The 15,803-nt window shown below is 69.5% G+C and carries 15 protein-coding genes; 6 read left to right on the forward strand and 9 right to left on the reverse strand.

Features of this window, described 5'->3' with window-relative positions; translation table 11 throughout:
- Positions 1–39 precede the first annotated feature (39 nt).
- From serA to ACQW02_RS04310, 4 genes are all read right to left on the reverse strand, one after another.
- Positions 40–1,284: a phosphoglycerate dehydrogenase gene (gene serA, locus ACQW02_RS04295; protein WP_431284031.1), complete on the reverse strand. Its 1,245-nt coding sequence runs from the start codon at positions 1,282–1,284 to the stop codon at positions 40–42.
- 127 nt (positions 1,285–1,411) lie between these two features.
- A complete protein-coding gene (locus ACQW02_RS04300) occupies positions 1,412–2,875 on the reverse strand; it encodes a methyl-accepting chemotaxis protein (RefSeq protein WP_431284032.1) in 1,464 nt (487 codons plus the stop codon).
- A complete protein-coding gene (locus ACQW02_RS04305) occupies positions 2,872–3,183 on the reverse strand; it encodes a hypothetical protein (protein WP_431284033.1) in 312 nt (103 codons plus the stop codon). Before ACQW02_RS04305 ends, ACQW02_RS04300 begins: the two co-directional genes overlap by 4 nt.
- Positions 3,184–3,259: 76 nt before the next feature.
- On the reverse strand, positions 3,260–4,516 hold the full coding sequence (locus ACQW02_RS04310; protein WP_431284034.1) for a M20 family metallo-hydrolase: 1,257 nt from the start codon (positions 4,514–4,516) through the stop codon (positions 3,260–3,262).
- 142 nt (positions 4,517–4,658) lie between these two features.
- Here ACQW02_RS04310 and ACQW02_RS04315 point away from each other — a divergent pair, with 142 nt between their 5' ends.
- The 4 genes from ACQW02_RS04315 to ACQW02_RS04330 all read left to right on the forward strand — a co-directional run bounded on the left by ACQW02_RS04315 (position 4,659) and on the right by ACQW02_RS04330 (position 9,098).
- The gene (locus ACQW02_RS04315) at positions 4,659–6,086 is read left to right on the forward strand and encodes an FAD-dependent oxidoreductase (protein WP_431284035.1); all 1,428 of its coding nucleotides are present in this window, start codon (positions 4,659–4,661) and stop codon (positions 6,084–6,086) included.
- Positions 6,087–6,090: 4 nt separating this feature from the next.
- Positions 6,091–6,441: a hydroxyisourate hydrolase gene (uraH, locus tag ACQW02_RS04320; protein ID WP_431284036.1), complete on the forward strand. Its 351-nt coding sequence runs from the start codon at positions 6,091–6,093 to the stop codon at positions 6,439–6,441.
- Between the two features lie 36 nt (positions 6,442–6,477).
- Positions 6,478–7,452 carry a Bug family tripartite tricarboxylate transporter substrate binding protein gene (locus tag ACQW02_RS04325; RefSeq protein WP_431284037.1) on the forward strand — a complete coding sequence of 325 codons (975 nt, stop codon included), beginning with the start codon at positions 6,478–6,480 and terminating at the stop codon, positions 7,450–7,452.
- Positions 7,453–7,733: 281 nt separating this feature from the next.
- Positions 7,734–9,098, forward strand: a complete 1,365-nt coding sequence (locus ACQW02_RS04330) for a flavin monoamine oxidase family protein (protein ID WP_431284038.1) — start codon at positions 7,734–7,736, stop codon at positions 9,096–9,098.
- A gap of 122 nt (positions 9,099–9,220) precedes the next feature.
- On the opposite strand, the gene ACQW02_RS04335 is transcribed toward ACQW02_RS04330, so the two are convergent.
- Positions 9,221–9,919 (reverse strand): SOS response-associated peptidase, encoded by a 699-nt coding sequence (locus tag ACQW02_RS04335; RefSeq protein WP_431284039.1) that lies wholly within the window; start codon positions 9,917–9,919, stop codon positions 9,221–9,223.
- A 57-nt stretch (positions 9,920–9,976) separates the two neighbouring features.
- On the opposite strand from ACQW02_RS04335, the gene ACQW02_RS04340 reads away from it, so the two are divergent.
- Both ACQW02_RS04340 and ACQW02_RS04345 read left to right on the forward strand, forming a co-directional pair.
- Positions 9,977–10,936, forward strand: a complete 960-nt coding sequence (locus tag ACQW02_RS04340) for a Bug family tripartite tricarboxylate transporter substrate binding protein (protein WP_431284040.1) — start codon at positions 9,977–9,979, stop codon at positions 10,934–10,936.
- The gene (locus tag ACQW02_RS04345) at positions 10,936–11,931 is read left to right on the forward strand and encodes an NADPH:quinone oxidoreductase family protein (RefSeq protein WP_431284041.1); all 996 of its coding nucleotides are present in this window, start codon (positions 10,936–10,938) and stop codon (positions 11,929–11,931) included. Before ACQW02_RS04340 ends, ACQW02_RS04345 begins: the two co-directional genes overlap by 1 nt.
- Here ACQW02_RS04345 and flgH read toward each other — a convergent pair.
- From flgH to ACQW02_RS04365, 4 genes are all read right to left on the reverse strand, one after another.
- A complete protein-coding gene (gene flgH, locus ACQW02_RS04350) occupies positions 11,928–12,665 on the reverse strand; it encodes a flagellar basal body L-ring protein FlgH (protein WP_431284042.1) in 738 nt (245 codons plus the stop codon). The genes ACQW02_RS04345 and flgH overlap by 4 nt on opposite strands.
- A gap of 277 nt (positions 12,666–12,942) precedes the next feature.
- Positions 12,943–13,968 carry a flagellar basal body P-ring formation chaperone FlgA gene (flgA, locus tag ACQW02_RS04355; RefSeq protein WP_431284043.1) on the reverse strand — a complete coding sequence of 342 codons (1,026 nt, stop codon included), beginning with the start codon at positions 13,966–13,968 and terminating at the stop codon, positions 12,943–12,945.
- Between the two features lie 2 nt (positions 13,969–13,970).
- Positions 13,971–14,756, reverse strand: coding sequence for a flagellar basal-body rod protein FlgG (flgG, locus tag ACQW02_RS04360; protein ID WP_431284044.1), 786 nt, complete (start codon positions 14,754–14,756; stop codon positions 13,971–13,973).
- Positions 14,757–14,788: 32 nt separating this feature from the next.
- Positions 14,789–15,529: a flagellar hook basal-body protein gene (locus tag ACQW02_RS04365; RefSeq protein ID WP_431284045.1), complete on the reverse strand. Its 741-nt coding sequence runs from the start codon at positions 15,527–15,529 to the stop codon at positions 14,789–14,791.
- Positions 15,530–15,803 lie beyond the last annotated feature (274 nt).

The following is a 15,803-nucleotide window of genomic DNA, read 5'->3' on the forward strand; positions in this document are numbered from 1 at the left end:
GCGACGCCCTCTCCATGGCGCAACCTCACCGTTCTTCAGCTACCCCCGGTCGTACAGCACCCGGCTGCGCAAGGTGCCGGGCACGTCGCGTAGCGCGGCCTGCACAACCTCCGCATCCTCGATGCCTTCGGCATCCACCACCACGTAGCCGATCTGCGGATCGGTCTGCAGGTATTGCGCCGCGACATTGGCCGAGGCCGCGCGAAAAATGTCGTTCACCGAGGCCAGCACACCCGGCTGGTTGCGATGGATATGGATGAAGCGCGTGCCGGCCTGGCGCGCGGGCAGCGCCACTTCGGGGAAGTTCACGGCACCCAGGGTGGTGCCGGTATCCGACCAGTCCACCAGCTTGCGGGCCACTTCCTCACCGATGCGCTCCTGTGCCTCCATCGTGCTGCCGCCGATGTGCGGGGTCAGGATCACGTTGGGCAGGTGCTGCAAGGGCGTGCGGAAGATGTCGTTGCCCTTGGCCGGTTCCTCGGGGAAGACATCGACCGAGGCCCCGCCCAGGTGCCCGTCGCGCAGGGATTGGGCCAGCGCGTCCAGGTCGACCACCGTGCCGCGGCTGTTGTTGATCAGCACCGCGCCCGGCTTCATCCGCGCGATCATGTCGGCCGACATCAGGTTCTCGGTCGCCGGGGTTTCCGGCACATGCAGGGTGACCACGTCGCTCTGCGCCAGCAGCACCGGCAGCGGCGTGTTGCCCGCGGCATTGCCATGCGCGAGCTTGGGCACGACGTCGTGGAAGATCACGCGCATGCCGAATGCCTCGGCCAGCACTGACAATTGGGAACCGATGTTGCCATAGCCGATGATGCCCAGCGTCTTGCCGCGCACTTCGCGTGACCCTTCGGCCGACTTCTCCCACCGGCCGTCGTGCGCGGCGTTGGACTTGCCCGGGATGCGGCGCAGCAGCATCACGATCTCGCCCATCGTCAGTTCGGCGACGCTGCGGGTGTTGCTGAAGGGGGCGTTGAACACCGGCACTCCAATGTCCTTGGCGGCCTGGAGGTCCACCTGGTTGGTGCCGACCGAAAAGCAGCCCACCGCGATCAACCGGTCGGCCGCGGCAAAGGCCGCCGCGTCCATCTGCGTCCGCGACCGGATGCCCAGAAGATGCACGCCCCGCAGGGCATCGTGCAGCGCCTCCCCATCCAGGGCCTTGGCCATGCGGGTGACCGACCGGTAGCCGGCGTCATGCAGGGTCTGGGCGGCGGTGTCCGAGATACCTTCCAGCAGCAGGATGCGGATCAGGTCCTTGGGAAGCGAAAGCTTGGGGCTCATGCCAGGTGGTATCCGGAAAAAGGATGATTCCGGCCGCTTCCTGCCCCAGTCGGGGCCCCGGGGGAAGTCTGGACGCCGAAGGGCCGCCCCGCGTTTTTGGCCGGGCGGCCCCGGTCTCGGACCTGCGTCAGCCCTTGCGCAGCCCGCGCACGACCCCATCGATGGCCGTATCCATGATGTCCTGCTGCTGCCGGATGTCCCGGGCGGTCTGTTCCAGCGGCTGCACCAGGCTGGCGGCGGCCATGATGGCCTCGGCCGCCTGGCCGGTCGCGGTCACCGCCTGGTCGGTGCCGGCGGCGACGCGGGCGGCGGCGGCCGCGATCTCACGTGTCGCGGAGCCCTGTTCCTCCACCGCGGCGGCGATGGCGGTCGCGACCTGGTCCACCTCCGCCACCACCCGGGCGATGTTGCCGATCGCCGTGACGGCGACGCCGGTGCGCTGCTGCACCGTGGCGATCTGGGCCGAGATCTGTTCGGTCGCGCGGGCGGTGCTGGCGGCAAGCTGCTTCACCTCACCGGCCACGACCGCAAAACCCTTGCCGGCATCGCCGGCGCGCGCGGCCTCGATCGTCGCGTTCAGCGCCAGCAGGTTGGTCTGCTCGGCGATGCTGCGGATCAGGCGGACGACGTGATCGATTTCGTTGGTGGCATCGGCCAGGCCCTGGACGGCGGTGTTGCTCGCCGCCGTTTCGTCCACGGCACGCTGGGTGACGGCGGAGGCCTGGGCGACCTGGCGGGTGATCTCGCTGACCGAGCCAGACAGTTCCTCGGCCGCGGCGGCGACGGTATGCACCTCGGCCATGCTGGACCCGACATTGTCGCTGGCGGCGGCGGCGTCCCGCGCGGCCTGGCTGGTGGCCTGCGACAGGCGGGTGGCGCAGCCATTCAGGTCCACCACGGCCGCGCCCAGCGCGACCGAGGCAGCGCCCGTGTCCTTCTCCATGCCGCCCGCCATCGCCTGCCGTGCCGCATGGGCCGATGCGGCGGCGTCGCGCTCCAGCGCCTGGACATGGGCCAGGGCCTCCTGTTCGGCGTGGCGCGATTGGGCGAGGGCGGCGGCGCTGGCCGTCGCGGCCCGGGCGGCCGTGTCCAGTTCATGCGCGACCCAGGCCAGCGCCCCGGCTTCGACCGCCAGGATCGCGGCATGCAGTACCACACGGTCGATCCCGCCCATGCCGGCGGGGAACACGCTGCCCGGCAGCAGCAGGTCCAGCCCCAGGTGATGCACGGCCACCACGGCGGCGCCGAGCAGGATCGCGCGCTTGTCGCAAAACGCGGTGACCACGGCCAGGCCCGCGAAATAGGCCATGTGGATGTCGATCTGCCAGACCGGCCCGGCGCGCCAGACCAGCAGCGACACCGCCCCCATCAGCGCCACGGTCAGCAGGTAGCGGGTGGCTTCGGCGCCCGGATCGCGCAGCGCCGGCACCGTGACGCCAAGCGCCAGCACCAGGGCGAGTGCGGTCGCAAGCCACGCCGGGCCGCCGGCGCCGGGGGTGAAAAGGTCCAGCAGCATGGCCACCGCGGCCATGGTCCAGATCAGCGCCAACAGAAGCCGGGCCGCCGCCTGGCGAAGATGATCGAGGTTCACGTGCGTGTCCTTTGGGGGGCGCAGCCGGGCTGCGTGCGGGCGGCGACGAGGAACAGGGCGCCGGGCGGCCGGCCGGGCGCGGGATCGGCCGCCGGATCGGCGTAGATCACCGTGACCAGCCCCTCGGCCAGCCGCAGCGGCAGCCAGCCAGGCCGTGCTTCAAGCAAGCCGGGCAGCGCCATCCCGGCCGAAACACCGGGCGGATAGATGACGGCCACGGCCCCACCCGGGCGGGGCAACAGTTGCAGCACCGCCACCGCCGCGGTCATCGCGGCGAACAGCAGCAGCGCTGGTCGCAGGGCATGCATGGCGTCGGCGTTCCGTTCCGCTTGTCGGAACGCGACATGGCGCCTGCCCGGTGAATCCGGGTTTAACGCCGCGAGGTCACTGGTTCGCCAGATCCGCCAGCACCGCCGCCAGCACCCGCGCCCCGGCCGCCAGTTGCTCCGGCGCTGTGTATTCGCTGGGGTGATGGCTGACGCCCCGGGCACTGGGGACGAAAATCATCCCCGTCGGGCACAGCGGCACCATGAATTGCGCATCGTGAAAGGCACCGGAGGGCATGCGCACCGCGTTCAAGCCCTGGGCCAGCGCCGCGCGCTCGATCGCGTCCGGGACCTCGGGCTGGAACACCACGGGGGCCGCCGTGAAGCGTTCGATGACCGATGCCGTGCAGAACCGCATGGCCGCCTGCACCACGCCCAGGATGGCATTGCCCCGCGCCAGTAGCACCGCATTGTCCGGGTGCCGCAGGTCGATGGTGAAGCGCACATTCCCGGCGACCGAGTTGGAGGAATTGGGCGAGACCTCGATCCGCGCCACGGTGAAGCGCAGCACATCGGTGGGGTCGTACATCAGCGTATTCAGCGCGGTGATGGCGCGGACCATGTCCTGCACGGCGTCCTGGCGCATGCCCACCGGCGCGGTGCCGGCGTGGTCGGATTTGCCGGTGATGTCCACCGTGAACCAGCGGCTGCCCTGGATGCCGGTGACGATGCCGATGTCGCGGTCCTCGGCTTCCAGTTTTGGGCCTTGCTCGATATGCGCCTCGACATAGGCGAAGGGTTTGCCGCCGAGCGGCCGGCGCGGGATATCCGCTTCCAGGGCCAGGTGCTCGGCCAGGGCGTCGCCAAACCGGATATCATCCTTGTCGGTGGCCGCATCCCATGTGTCCGGGGCGCTGTGCCCGGCATAGGCCATGCTGCCCATGCAGCCCGGCGCGAAGCGGCCGCCTTCCTCATTGGTCCAGGCGACCAGTTCGATCGGGCGTTTGGTTGGCGTGCCCGCCTCGCGCAGGGCCTGGATCGCCTCCAGCGCCGCGATCACGCCCCAGATGCCGTCGAAGCGCCCGCCGCTCGGCTGGCTGTCCATGTGGCTGCCGGTCAGGACGGGGGCCAGGCTTGGGTCGGTGCCTTCGTGCCGCAGGAACAGATTGCCCAGGGCATCGATGCTTTCGGTCAGCCCGATCGCATGCCCCCAGCCGATCAGCAGCCGGCGGGATTCACGATCCAACGGCGTCAGGCAGGCGCGGTTCACCCCATCGCCGGGGATGGCGCCCAGGCGGGCCATCTCCATCAGGCGGCCCCATTGCCGGGCTTCATCCACCGCTGCGACCAGGTTCGGTGCCACGCCATTGGTCATCGCTGCATCATCTCCGTGCTGCCTTTGTGTTTCACCGCCCCGATGCGCGAAATCAATGGGCTGCTTTGCCTTGTCGCGGTGCGGCGCGGCGGAACATGCTGCGGTGCACGCAATGATCACGCCACGCCCAGGACGCCCGCCCATGCCGCAAGCGCTTCAGGACCTGTCCGCCGAAGTTCATCGCCAATTGGCGCTGCTGTCCTATCCCCGCGGCGCCTGGGTGCCGCCCGCGGCAGCCGATGTGCTGGACGTGGCGATCATCGGCGGCGGCCAGGCCGGGCTGACCACCGCATTTGCCTTGCGGCGACAGAGTGTCACCAACGTGGCCATCCTGGACCGCGCGCCGCCAGGCCAGACCGGCGTCTGGACGAATTTCGCCCGGATGCGGACCCTGCGGACACCAAAGCACGTCTCCGGCCCCGACCTCGGCGTGCCCGCCCTGACCCCGGAAGCCTATTTTTCCGCCCGCGATGGCGCCGACGCCTGGGAGGCCCTGCCAAAGATCGGCCGTGAGGACTGGCAGCGCTACCTGGACTGGGTCCAGGCGACGCTGGACCTGCCGGTGCGGCATGGCCATGAACTGCTTGGCATCGGCCATGATCCGGCGACCGACCTGCTGCACCTGCGGGTCGGCACCGCCGCTGGCGAGATCACCGTCAAGGCGCGCAAATGCGTGTTGGCGACGGGCATGGACGGCATGGGGCAATGGTCGATCCCGGCACCCTTCGACACGCTGCCGGCAGCTTGCGTGTCGCATACGTCTGGCCCCGTCGATTTCGCGGGCCTGGCGGGCAAGCGGGTGCTGGTGGTGGGGGCGGGGGCCTCGGCCTTCGACAATTTGGCGACGGCACTGGAAAGTGGGGCGGCCGCCGGCATCATGCTGGTGCGGCGGCCGCGCATGCCGCGGGTCAATCCCTTCCGCTGGATGGAACAGGCGGGCTTCCTCGGCCAGTTCCACGCCATGCCGGATGCGATGAAGTGGCGCATGATGCGCAAGATCTTCGACCTGAACCAACCGCCGCCGCCGGCCTCCTGGGACCGGGTGAAGGATGATCCGCGCTTTTCCCTGTTCATGGGGGCGCCGACCACCGCGGCCCGGATGGAGGGGGCCGAGATCGTCGTCGAAACCCCGAACGGCACGCATCGCTGCGACCATGTGATCGTCGGCACCGGCACCGCCTTCGACCTGACCCTGCGTCCGGAACTGGACGGCTTGTCAGACAAGATCCTGCTGTGGCGCGACGTCTATACGCCGCCGCCGGGCCAGGAATGGCCGGCGCTGGGCGCCTGTCCCTATCTGGAAAAAACCTTTGCCCTGCGGGAAAAGACCCCCGGTGCGGCGCCCGCCCTGCGCCACCTCCACCTGATCAACTACGGCGCGACCCCCAGCATGGGGCTGTCCGGGGCGTCCATCAGCGGGTTGAAGTATGGCGTCGCACGGCTGTCGGACGGCATCTGCCAGGCGCTCTGGGTCGATGATGCCCAGGCGCATATGGACAGCCTGCTGGATTACGATGAATGGGAGCTGACCGCACCCATCCCGCAGGAACTCCCCCTGGCCGCCGAGTAACCCCATGCACGACAGCATCCTGACCATCCATGTGCTGAACCAGGCCGAGGGCATCCCCGGCGCCGGCATCACCGTCGAACTCTGGCGCATGGCGCCGCTGGAGCAGGTGGCTGTGGTGATGACCGATTCGGACGGCAAATCCCCGACGCCGCTGTTGCCGCCGGGAACCTTTGTCCCAGGCCGCTATGAATTGCGCTTTCGCATCGGAGATTATTGGGCCGCGCGCGGGATGGCGCCGGACCCGGCGTATTTCGACGTGGTGGCGATCAACGTCGGGTTTTCGACCGCGGGCGGGCATTACCATGTGCCGCTGGGCTGCACGCCATGGGCCTACTCCACCTATCGGGGATCGTAGCGCGGTTCTATGGAGCGCGGCGGAGGAACCCCGCCCATGACCAACCCCATCGCCCGCCGCGGCTTGCTCACGGCCGCCGCCATCCTGGCCGCCCCCGCCGTTCGCGCGCAGGACGCCTGGCCCAGCCGCCCCGTCCGCTTCCTGATCCCCTTTCCGCCCGGCCAGGCGACCGACACGATGATCCGCCTGTTGGGTGAGGAACTGTCCAAGCGCTGGCCGCAGCGCGTCGTCGTGGAAAACCGCGCCGGTGGGGCAGGGGTCGTGGGCACCGAGGCGGGCGTGCGTGCCGCCCCCGATGGCTATACCGTCACCGTCAGCACCAGCGGCACCATCGGCATCAACCCCAGCCTGATCCCCAACCTGCCCTTCGATGCGGAACGGGACCTCGCCTATATCACCACCGTCTTCACCGTGCCGCTGGTCATCGTGGCGGGGCCGGGCTTCGCCCCGCGGACCACGGCCGAATTGATCGCCGCCGCCCGCGAACGCCCCGGGGCCATCGACTACGGCAGCGGCGGCCCCGGCACGTCGCAGCACCTGGCGGCCGAAATGTTCGCGGCCCAGGCCGGCATCCGCCTGACCCACGTGCCCTATCGCGGCAGCGGCCCGGCCATGGCCGACCTGCTGTCGGGCAATATCCCGATGATGTTCGACAGCGTCGCCAGCGCGCTGCCGCAGGTGCAGGGCGGGCGGATCCGCGCCATCGCCGTCACCTCCCCCGAACGCGCGCCGCAGATGCCGGATGTGCCGACCATCGCCGAAACCCTGCCGGGGTTTTCCGCCATCGGCTGGGCCGGGCTGGCGGTGCCGGCGGCGACCCCGCGCGCGATCGTGGAACGCATCAACACCGATGTGACCGCGATCCTGCGCGAACCCGCCTTTGCCGCCCGCATGGTGGAACTGGGCGGCACCCCCGCGCCGCAGACCCCCGACGAATGCGCGACCTTCGTGCGCACCGAGATCGCCAAGTGGCGGGAAGCGGTGCGCGCGGCGGGCGTCACGCCAGGCTGAAGCATGTTCAAGTGAGGTGGACTCACCTGACGACCCGGAAACTGCGACGAACAACAGGCCAGACCGTTTGACGTGAGCCCTTGCGAACGGAAGATGGTCTGGACACGTCGCCTGCCGGACCTCAGTTCAACGCTCACGCGGGATCAGGAAAAAGAATGTCTGACGATACGTCGCAGCCTCGGCTGCGGGCAGGACTGTCCCGGCGCAACCTCCTGGTCGGTGGGGCCGCCGCCGCTGGGTCCGCGACCCTGTCCTCCCCCGGCCTTGCGCAGAACCGGCAGATGCCGCGCGACGTGCTCGTGCTGGGTGCCGGCATGGCGGGACTCACGGCCGCCCTGTCCTTGCTGCGGCGGGGCCATCGGGTCACGCTGCTTGAATACCAGGACCGGATCGGCGGGCGTCTTCTGTCGCTTCCGCTCGGCGATGGCATGTTCTCGGAAGCCGGCGGCGGTCATTTCCGATCCAACATGCCGTATGTGCTGGGCTACGTGCGCCATTTCGGCCTGCCGCTGCTGGCGCTCAATGATGGCCTGCCCCGCTATATGGTCGATGGCATGACCGCCTCGGCGGCGGATCTCGGCAACTGGCCCTGGCCGCTCGACAGGGCGGAACGGAACGTCACGATTGCCGCCAGCCTGAACCGCTACCTCCAGCGCGTGGGGCTTGATACCGACACGGTGCTGGACGCCCGCTGGCCCGAGGGCGATGCCATCGAGGGTCTTTCGAACGTGACGCTCGGCGACATGATTCGCCGGGTCGGTGCCTCCGACGCCTTCTGCAAGCTGCTCGACGCGCATGGCGGCGGGTTTACCTCGGGGTCGCCGGCGCTCGCGATCATTCCGGACCTCGCCTACCATTTCGGCGATCAGAACCTGTTCCGTATTCAAGGCGGGAACGAGCGGCTGCCGCTGGCCATGGCCGATGCGATCGGGCGCGACCGGATCTTCCTCGGCTCCCCGGTGGCGGCCATCGACCAGTCCGGGGGCCGTGTCCATGTGACCACGCGAAGCGGTCGATTGTTTTCGGGCGATGTCGTCATCTCGACCATTCCCTTCAGCGTCATGGGGGATATCCAGGTCACGCCCGGCTGGTCGGCCGCCAAGGCCCGCCTCTTCGCCGAGATGGAGTGGGACCAGACCGTCAAGGTCGTCGTCAAGACGCGGACCCCCTCGTGGCTGGCGAAGAACGCGCGTGGCTGGCCGATGGCGGGTGGCGACCGCTCCTGGGAGCGTGCGATCGACATCACGGGCAATGAGCCCGGAGGTCATGGAAGCCTGTTTTTCTACCTGAACGGCGCGAATGCCGACGCCGTGCTCGCCCGGCCCGGGCCAAACCGCGGGCAGCCCGTCGTGGATCAGTTTCGGACCGACATGCCCGATCTCATCGACGAGGTTCTTGCGGTGCAGGATTTCGCCTGGGGCGAACAGCCGTGGATCAAGGGGTCCTTCGGCGGCCCGCCCATGGGCGGCGGCTGGATGCTGAGGGAGTGGTCCAAGCCCGAGGGCCGCATCCACTTCGCGGGTGACTTCACGACGCTGAAGACAGGCTGGGTCGAGGGAGCGATCGAGTCGGGCTTGCGAGCGGCGCGGCAGATCGACGCGGCGGCGCCGGCGGAAGGTCGGCCGCGCATTCGGCAGGAATGGTGATCGCGCGGCGCCAAGGGGGCGTGGTTTTCAAGCGGCAATTCGGAAACCGGTCCAGCCAGGCGGCCCCGCGCGAGGACTTTCACCGCCCCATCCGGTGACACGGACGCGGGGGCGGATTTCGCTCAGGGCGGTGCGTCGTCCAGTGCCGGCGGCGGTGTCGCCGCCGGATCGCGGACCAGAAGCCCCGCATCATTCTCGGCGAACTTGCCCACGCGGCGCCCCACCGGCCAGGTGGCCAGGATTTCGGCCGGGCAGGGGCGCAGCAACTCCGCGGCGTCCTGGCCGTCGCCCAGCCAGGCGTCCCAATCCTCGGGCGACAAAATGACCGGCATCCGCGCATGGATCAGCGCCTGCTTGGCGTTGGCTTCGGTCGTGATGATGCAGAAGGTTTTCAGCCAGGTGCCGTCCGGCGCCTTCCATCCTTCCCACAGCCCCGCAAGGGCCATGGGCGCGCCCGACTTCAGCGCGACGGCATAGGGCTGCTTCGCGTCCTCCGCCCGCCATTCGTAGAATCCATCGGCCGGCACAAGACAGCGGCGCCTGGCAAAAGCGTCGCGGAAGGATGGCTTGTCGGCGATCCCGTCCGATCGCGCGTTCATCAACCGTGCCGCCCCCGACGCATCCTTGGCCCATCGCGGCACCAGCCCCCAGCGCAGCACATCCAGGTGCCGCGCGCCGGTTTCCGGATGCCGGCGCACCACCAGGCTGTCCTGCGTCGGCGCGATGTTCCACGACGCCGCGTGGTTCGGCGTGGGGTTCGTCGTCTCGAAATACCGGGCCAGCCCCGCGGGGTCGCGTTGCAGGAAGAAGCGTCCGCACATGGCGGCAGGCTAACGTCCGCGCTAGCGTCGGGCCAACACGTCCTGGGACATAAAAACATGCGCTTCACCCGCCGGGCGGGCTTTGCCGCCGCGCTGCTGCCGATGGCGGCGCGCGCGCAAACCTGGCCCACCCGCCCCTTCCGCTTCGTCATCCCCTATCCGCCCGGCGGCCCGACCGACATCCTGGGCCGCGTCGTGGCACTGGGCATGCCGGCCGCGATCGGCCAATCGGTGGTGGTGGAAAACCGCGCCGGGGCCTCGGGCGTGATCGGCAGCCAGGAGGTCGCGCGCGCCGCCCCCGATGGCCAGACCTTCCTGGTCAATGCCTCGATCCACACCATCATCCCGCACCTCAACCGCGCCATGCCCTTCGATGCGTTGGCCGATTTCGTGCCGGTGACGATGATCGCCCGCGTGCCGCTGATGGTGGTGGTGAACCCGGCCCTGCCGATCCAGACCATCGCCGACCTGATCGCGTGGTTGCGCGCCAATCCGGGCCGGGCGTCCTTCGCCTCCTCCGGCAATGCCGCGGCGCCGCATCTGGCGGGGGAATTGTTCAAGCAGATGACCGACACCCAGATGCAGCACATCCCGTATCGCGGCAGTGGCCCCGCCATCGCCGACCTGATGGCCGGCAATGTGCAGGTGATGTTCGACAGCATCCCATCATCAGCCGGGGCCGTGCGGGCGGGGCAATTGCGGGCGCTAGCGGTGACATCGACCACGCGGACCGCCGCCTTCCCCGAGCTGCCGACTGTGGCCGAGGCTGGCGTGCCGGGGTTCGACATCTCCACCTGGTACGGCATCTGGGCCCCCGCACGCACGCCCATGCCGATCGTGGAGCGGCTGCAACAGGCCACTGCCAGCGCAGTCGCCGCCCCCGAGGCCGCGGCCCGCCTGGCCAGCCTGGGCGCCGAGCCCGTGGCCGACACCCCCGCCCAATTCGCCGCCTTCTGCCGCAGCGAATACGACCGCTGGGGTGCGCTGGTCCGCACCGCCGGGATCACGGGGGACTGATGCGCGCCCTGGTCTGCGAAACCTACCGCGACTTCGATGCGCTGGAGGTCAAGGACATCCCCCCGCCGCCGCTGCGGCCCGGCGGCGTCCGTATCCGCGTGCAGGCCAGCGGCGTGTCCTTCGCGACGCAGCTCGTCGTCGCCGGCAAATACCAGCGCAAGCCGCCGCTGCCCTTCGTCCCCGGCACCGAAATCGCCGGCGAGGTGATGGAGAGCGCCCCGGACGTCCACAACCCGCTGCCGCCGGGCACGCGGGTGTTTGCGGCGCTCGACTGGGGTGGGCTGGCGGAACAGGCGGTGGCGGATACGATCCATGTCGTGCCGATCCCGGACGGGCTGCCGCTGGCCCCCGCCGTGGCCTTCCCGATCTCCTACCCCACCGCCGCCGCGGCGCTGATCTGGCGCGGGCGGCTGCAGGAAGGGGATTGGGTGCTCGTGCAGGGCGCCGCGGCGGGCGTCGGGCTGGCGGGGGTCGAGGTCGCGCAAGCCCTGGGCGCAAAAATCATCGCCCGCTGTGGTGCCGAAAAGCGCGACGTCCCCGTTTCGCGCGGGGTTGCCGCCTGGCTGGACAGCGCCGAGCCGTTCCGCGACGCGGTGCGCGACATCACGGGCGGGCAGGGCGTCGTCTGCGTGCTCGACACGCTGGGCGGTGCTGCCTTCGACGAAGGGCTGCGCTGCCTGGGCGATGGCGGCACGCTGGTCGTCGTGGGCTTCGCCGCTGGTGGCATCCCGACGGTGCCGGCCAATATCCTGCTGCTGAAGAACATCGCCGTCGCCGGGCTGAACTGGGGCACCTACATCGGCTGGTCGCCCGGCGATGGGCGCGAAGCCTATGCGCCGCGCAACCAGGCGCTCTGGGCCCGGCTGATGGGCTGGTGGCAGACGGGCGCGCTGCGGCCGGAGGTGCACGCGACATTCTCCCTGGACGGCTTTCGCGAGGCCATGGCCGAAGTCCGCAGCCGTCGCGCGACCGGCCGCGTCGTGATCGCGCCCTAAAACGGCAAGATCGCGTCCAGCACCTGCTGACCATAACGCGGCGTCTGCACGTCACTGACCGTGCCGCGCCCGCCATAGGTGATCCGCGCTTCCGCCAAGCGGTCGTGGCGCACGGTGTTATCGCTGGCGATGTCCTGCGGCCGGATCACCCCGGCCAAGGTCAGGTCGCGCAATTCGCTGTTCACCCGCACCTGCTGCCGCCCATCGACCACCATGTTCCCGTTCGGCAGCAACTGCGTGACCGTGGCCGCGACCCGCATCGTCACCGTCTCATTCCGCCGGATACGCCCCTGGCCGGTCGTGCTGGAATCACTCGTCGCCTCCACCAGTCGCGACGGGTCGATCGGCACTGGAAACACGCGCGCGTAGGAGGTTTGCAGCCCCAGCAATTGCGGGATGCCCATGGATTCCGAACCGGACCGCGTGCGGTCGCTGTTGTTGGCCAGTTGCGCCTCATCCGCGATCGACACCAGCACGGTCACGATATCGCCCACCGCCGCCGCCCGCTGGTCGCGCAAAAACGTGCGGCTGCCCTGCCGCCACAGGCTGTTGGGCGAGGCATAAGCATCCTGCGTACCCGGCATCGGCATCGACACCGGACGCCAGCCCGCGACTCGCGTCGGATCGGTGATCGGCGCCATCGGCGGCGGGCGGCCAATGCGCGACAGAGCCTCGGCCGTGCCGCAGGCGGAAAGCGCGAGCGGCAGCAACAACAGGGCGACATGGGGGCGCATGCGTGTCTCCTCTAAGAGGCTGCGGAAAAATGGGGGGGGCGCCTTGAGAGGGGCTTTGCCCCTCTCAAACTCTCCCCACCAAGGGGCCGTGGCCCCTTGGAACCCACGGGATTAGGCAAGAGAAAGGGAGGGGCTTCGCTGAAGCGCCATTGGCCAAGGGCGCTCCATGCCCCTCCCTTTCTCTTGCCACTACATCGCGCCGGTCCAGGGGCGGCGGCCCCTGGTGGGGGAGGTCTGGAGGGGGCGAAGCCCCTTCCACGGCGCAACTCCCCCATCGCTAGCGCGGCGCGCGCTGCGCGAGCGTTGCCGCCTGTGCCGTGCCGACGCCGTTGGCGCGTAGCACTGGCGTGGTGCCGGCGGTCACCCGCACGCGGCCCGGGGCGACGGCGGTGCCTTCGACGATGGTGCGGCTGCCCAGGTTCATCACGGGCACGGTCTGGCCCAGGGCCGCGGCCTCCAGCGCTCGGCCTTGCACCATCAGGGACAGGCCGGGGCTGTCGAGGGTGAGGGAGACGAGGCTGTTCTTCTCGATCAGGATCAGCGCGCCGATGTCGGAACTCATGACGGGCTGTTCCGCGTTCACCGGTCGCCGCGCCTGCTGGCCGACCGCCTGCGCCAGGCTTGTCGTCGCACCCGGTCGGACCCGCTCGACACGCATTCGCGACAGGCGCACGTCGCCGGCCCCGATGGTGTCGCCCAGGGCCAGGCGGCGGGTCGCGACGACGACTGAGGTTGTCGTGATGGCGCGCCCGGCCAAGCGTTGGCGCAGGGTCGGCATGCCATCGGCCATCACCACCAGGGTGACCGAAAACCGCCGCGTCGCGGGGTCCAGGTAGGCCTGTTCGGCGCTGATCTGCACGAAGGCGGCCAGCGGCACCGATGGCGGTTGAAAGCCTGGCAGGTCCAATTCGGTATCGCCGTCCATGCCGGCGCGGCCGAATTCCGCCCGCAGCACGTCGTCGATTTCCTCACGTGACAACTGCCGGCCGGGGCGTTCGACGATCACGCGCTCGGTGCCGGTCAGCGACCGCCAGGCCAGGTTGTGGGCGCGCGCGATGGCGGCCAGTTGCGGGGTTTCGATGGTGATGCGGCGGCCTGGTGGCGGGGCCGCGCCAAGCGGCGCCATGCCGCGCGCGCCGGTGCCGTCGAACAGGTCGGACAGGCGGATCGTCGCATCCTCGACCATCGCATGCGGACGGGGGGTGGCCATGCCGTCCGGCCGTGTGTCGGCCAACAGGTCGGGCCTGGGCTGCGCTGTCGCTGCCATCGGCAGCAGCAGGGCCAGGAGGAACAGCCGGCGCATCCTCAGCGCAGGCGCGTCAGCGAGGCCAGCATTTCGTCGCTGGTGGTGATGACCTTGCTGTTCATCTCATAGGCGCGCTGCGCGGTGATCAGGTTGGTGATCTCCTGCACCACGTTGACGTTCGATGTTTCGATGAAACCCTGCGCCACGCTGCCAAAACCTGGCTGCCCCGGTGCTGCCTGCTGCGCCGTGCCGGAGGATGCGGACGCCATCAGCAAGTTGTCGCCGACCGCTTCCAACCCGCCTTCATTGGCGAAACTGGCCAACTGGATCTGGCCGACATTCTGCGCGTCGGTCTGCCCGTCGATCTTGGCCAGAACCTCGCCATTGGCGTTGATCGTGACGTCACGGGCGGAGGTCGGGATGGTGATCCCTGGCTGCACGGTAAAGCCCTCGGCCGTGACGATGGTGCCTTCGGGCGACAGGCCAAACGTGCCGTCGCGGGTATAGGCCGTCTCACCGGAGGGTAGGGTGATCTGGAAGAAGCCATTGCCGCGGATCGCGACGTCAAACCGGTTTTCGGTCTGCTGCAGGCTGCCCTGTTCGTGAATGCGATACACCGCCCCGGTCCGCACCCCGAGCCCGACCTGCGCGCCGGAGGGCAGGGTGGTGCCCGTGTCCGACGACTGCGAGCCGGTGCGGCGCAGGTTCTGGTAGATCAGATCCTGGAATTCCGCCCGCCGACGCTTGTAGCCGGTGGTGCTCATGTTCGCGATGTTGTTGGAGATGACTTCGACGTTGGTCTGCTGGGCCATCATGCCCGTGCCGGCGGTGAACAATGAGCGCATGGATCAGGACCTTACCTGGCAGGATATGGGCATCAGCGGCGGCGCAGGATGCGGTCGATGGCGGACTGCATCCGCTCGCCTTCCTTGTCGGCGAATTGCGCCGCCATCTGGAATTCGCGCAGTTCATTGGTCAGCCGCGTGAGTTCCATGATCGGGCGTACGTTGCTGCCCTCGACCGCGCCCTGGACCACGGTCGGCCGTTCGACCGGCACGGGCGCATCGGCGCTGCTGAACAGGCGATCGCCCTCGGCCAGCATGCGCTGCTGGTCGGGGAAGCGAACCACGCGGAACTGACCGATCGGCCCGCTTTCCGACGACAGGGTGCCGTCGCCGGCGATGGTCAGCCGGCTGTCGCCCGGCGCCACGCTCAAGGGCTGGCCGGTCGTGCTCAGCACGGCATTGCCTTCCTGGTCCACGACGCGGTTGTCCGGGTCGAGCGTGAAGCGCCCCGCGCGGGTAAAACGTTCGCCGCGCGGCGTATCGACAGCAAAATAGCCTTCGCCGCTCAGCGCCACATCCAGCGGATTGCCGGTGCGCTGGATCGCCCCGGCCGCGCCGTCGCGCCAGGTTGCTCGGTCCCACGAATAGGCCGCATCGCGCATTGCCTCGCCGCCGGCGGTCCCGGCCTGGGCGCGTGACGCGAAGGCGGCGAAGACCGGCCGCTGCGCCTGGAAGCCCGGGGTGTCCGTATTGGCCATGTTATGCGCCAGGACGGCCGTCGCGCGGTTCTGCGCCACCATGCGGGACAGGATGATGTAGCCAGGGCTGTCCATTGTGGTCGGCCTTCTGAAGGGTGGGTCCGCGCGGCCCTCCGCCGCCGCGCCGCCCCATTTTGGGGCCGGGACGCGACGGCGGGTTCCGCCAAGGGTTTACGCAGGCGCCGTGCCAGCCGTGGGGCGGCGGGGCAGGACCGTGGCTGCCGTGCCCCGGCAACTCCTGCCGGTTTGGGGCGGCAGACTCGGCCGCGGCTAACCTTCCGTTCACCTGCTTCGGCCAGAGTCCCCATCGGACCGGATCGACGTGTCCACGACCCGGCCCTTGCCGGGA

Origin of the sequence: Humitalea sp. 24SJ18S-53 (assembly GCF_050632385.1) — a bacterium.
GTDB lineage: Bacteria > Pseudomonadota > Alphaproteobacteria > Acetobacterales > Acetobacteraceae > Humitalea.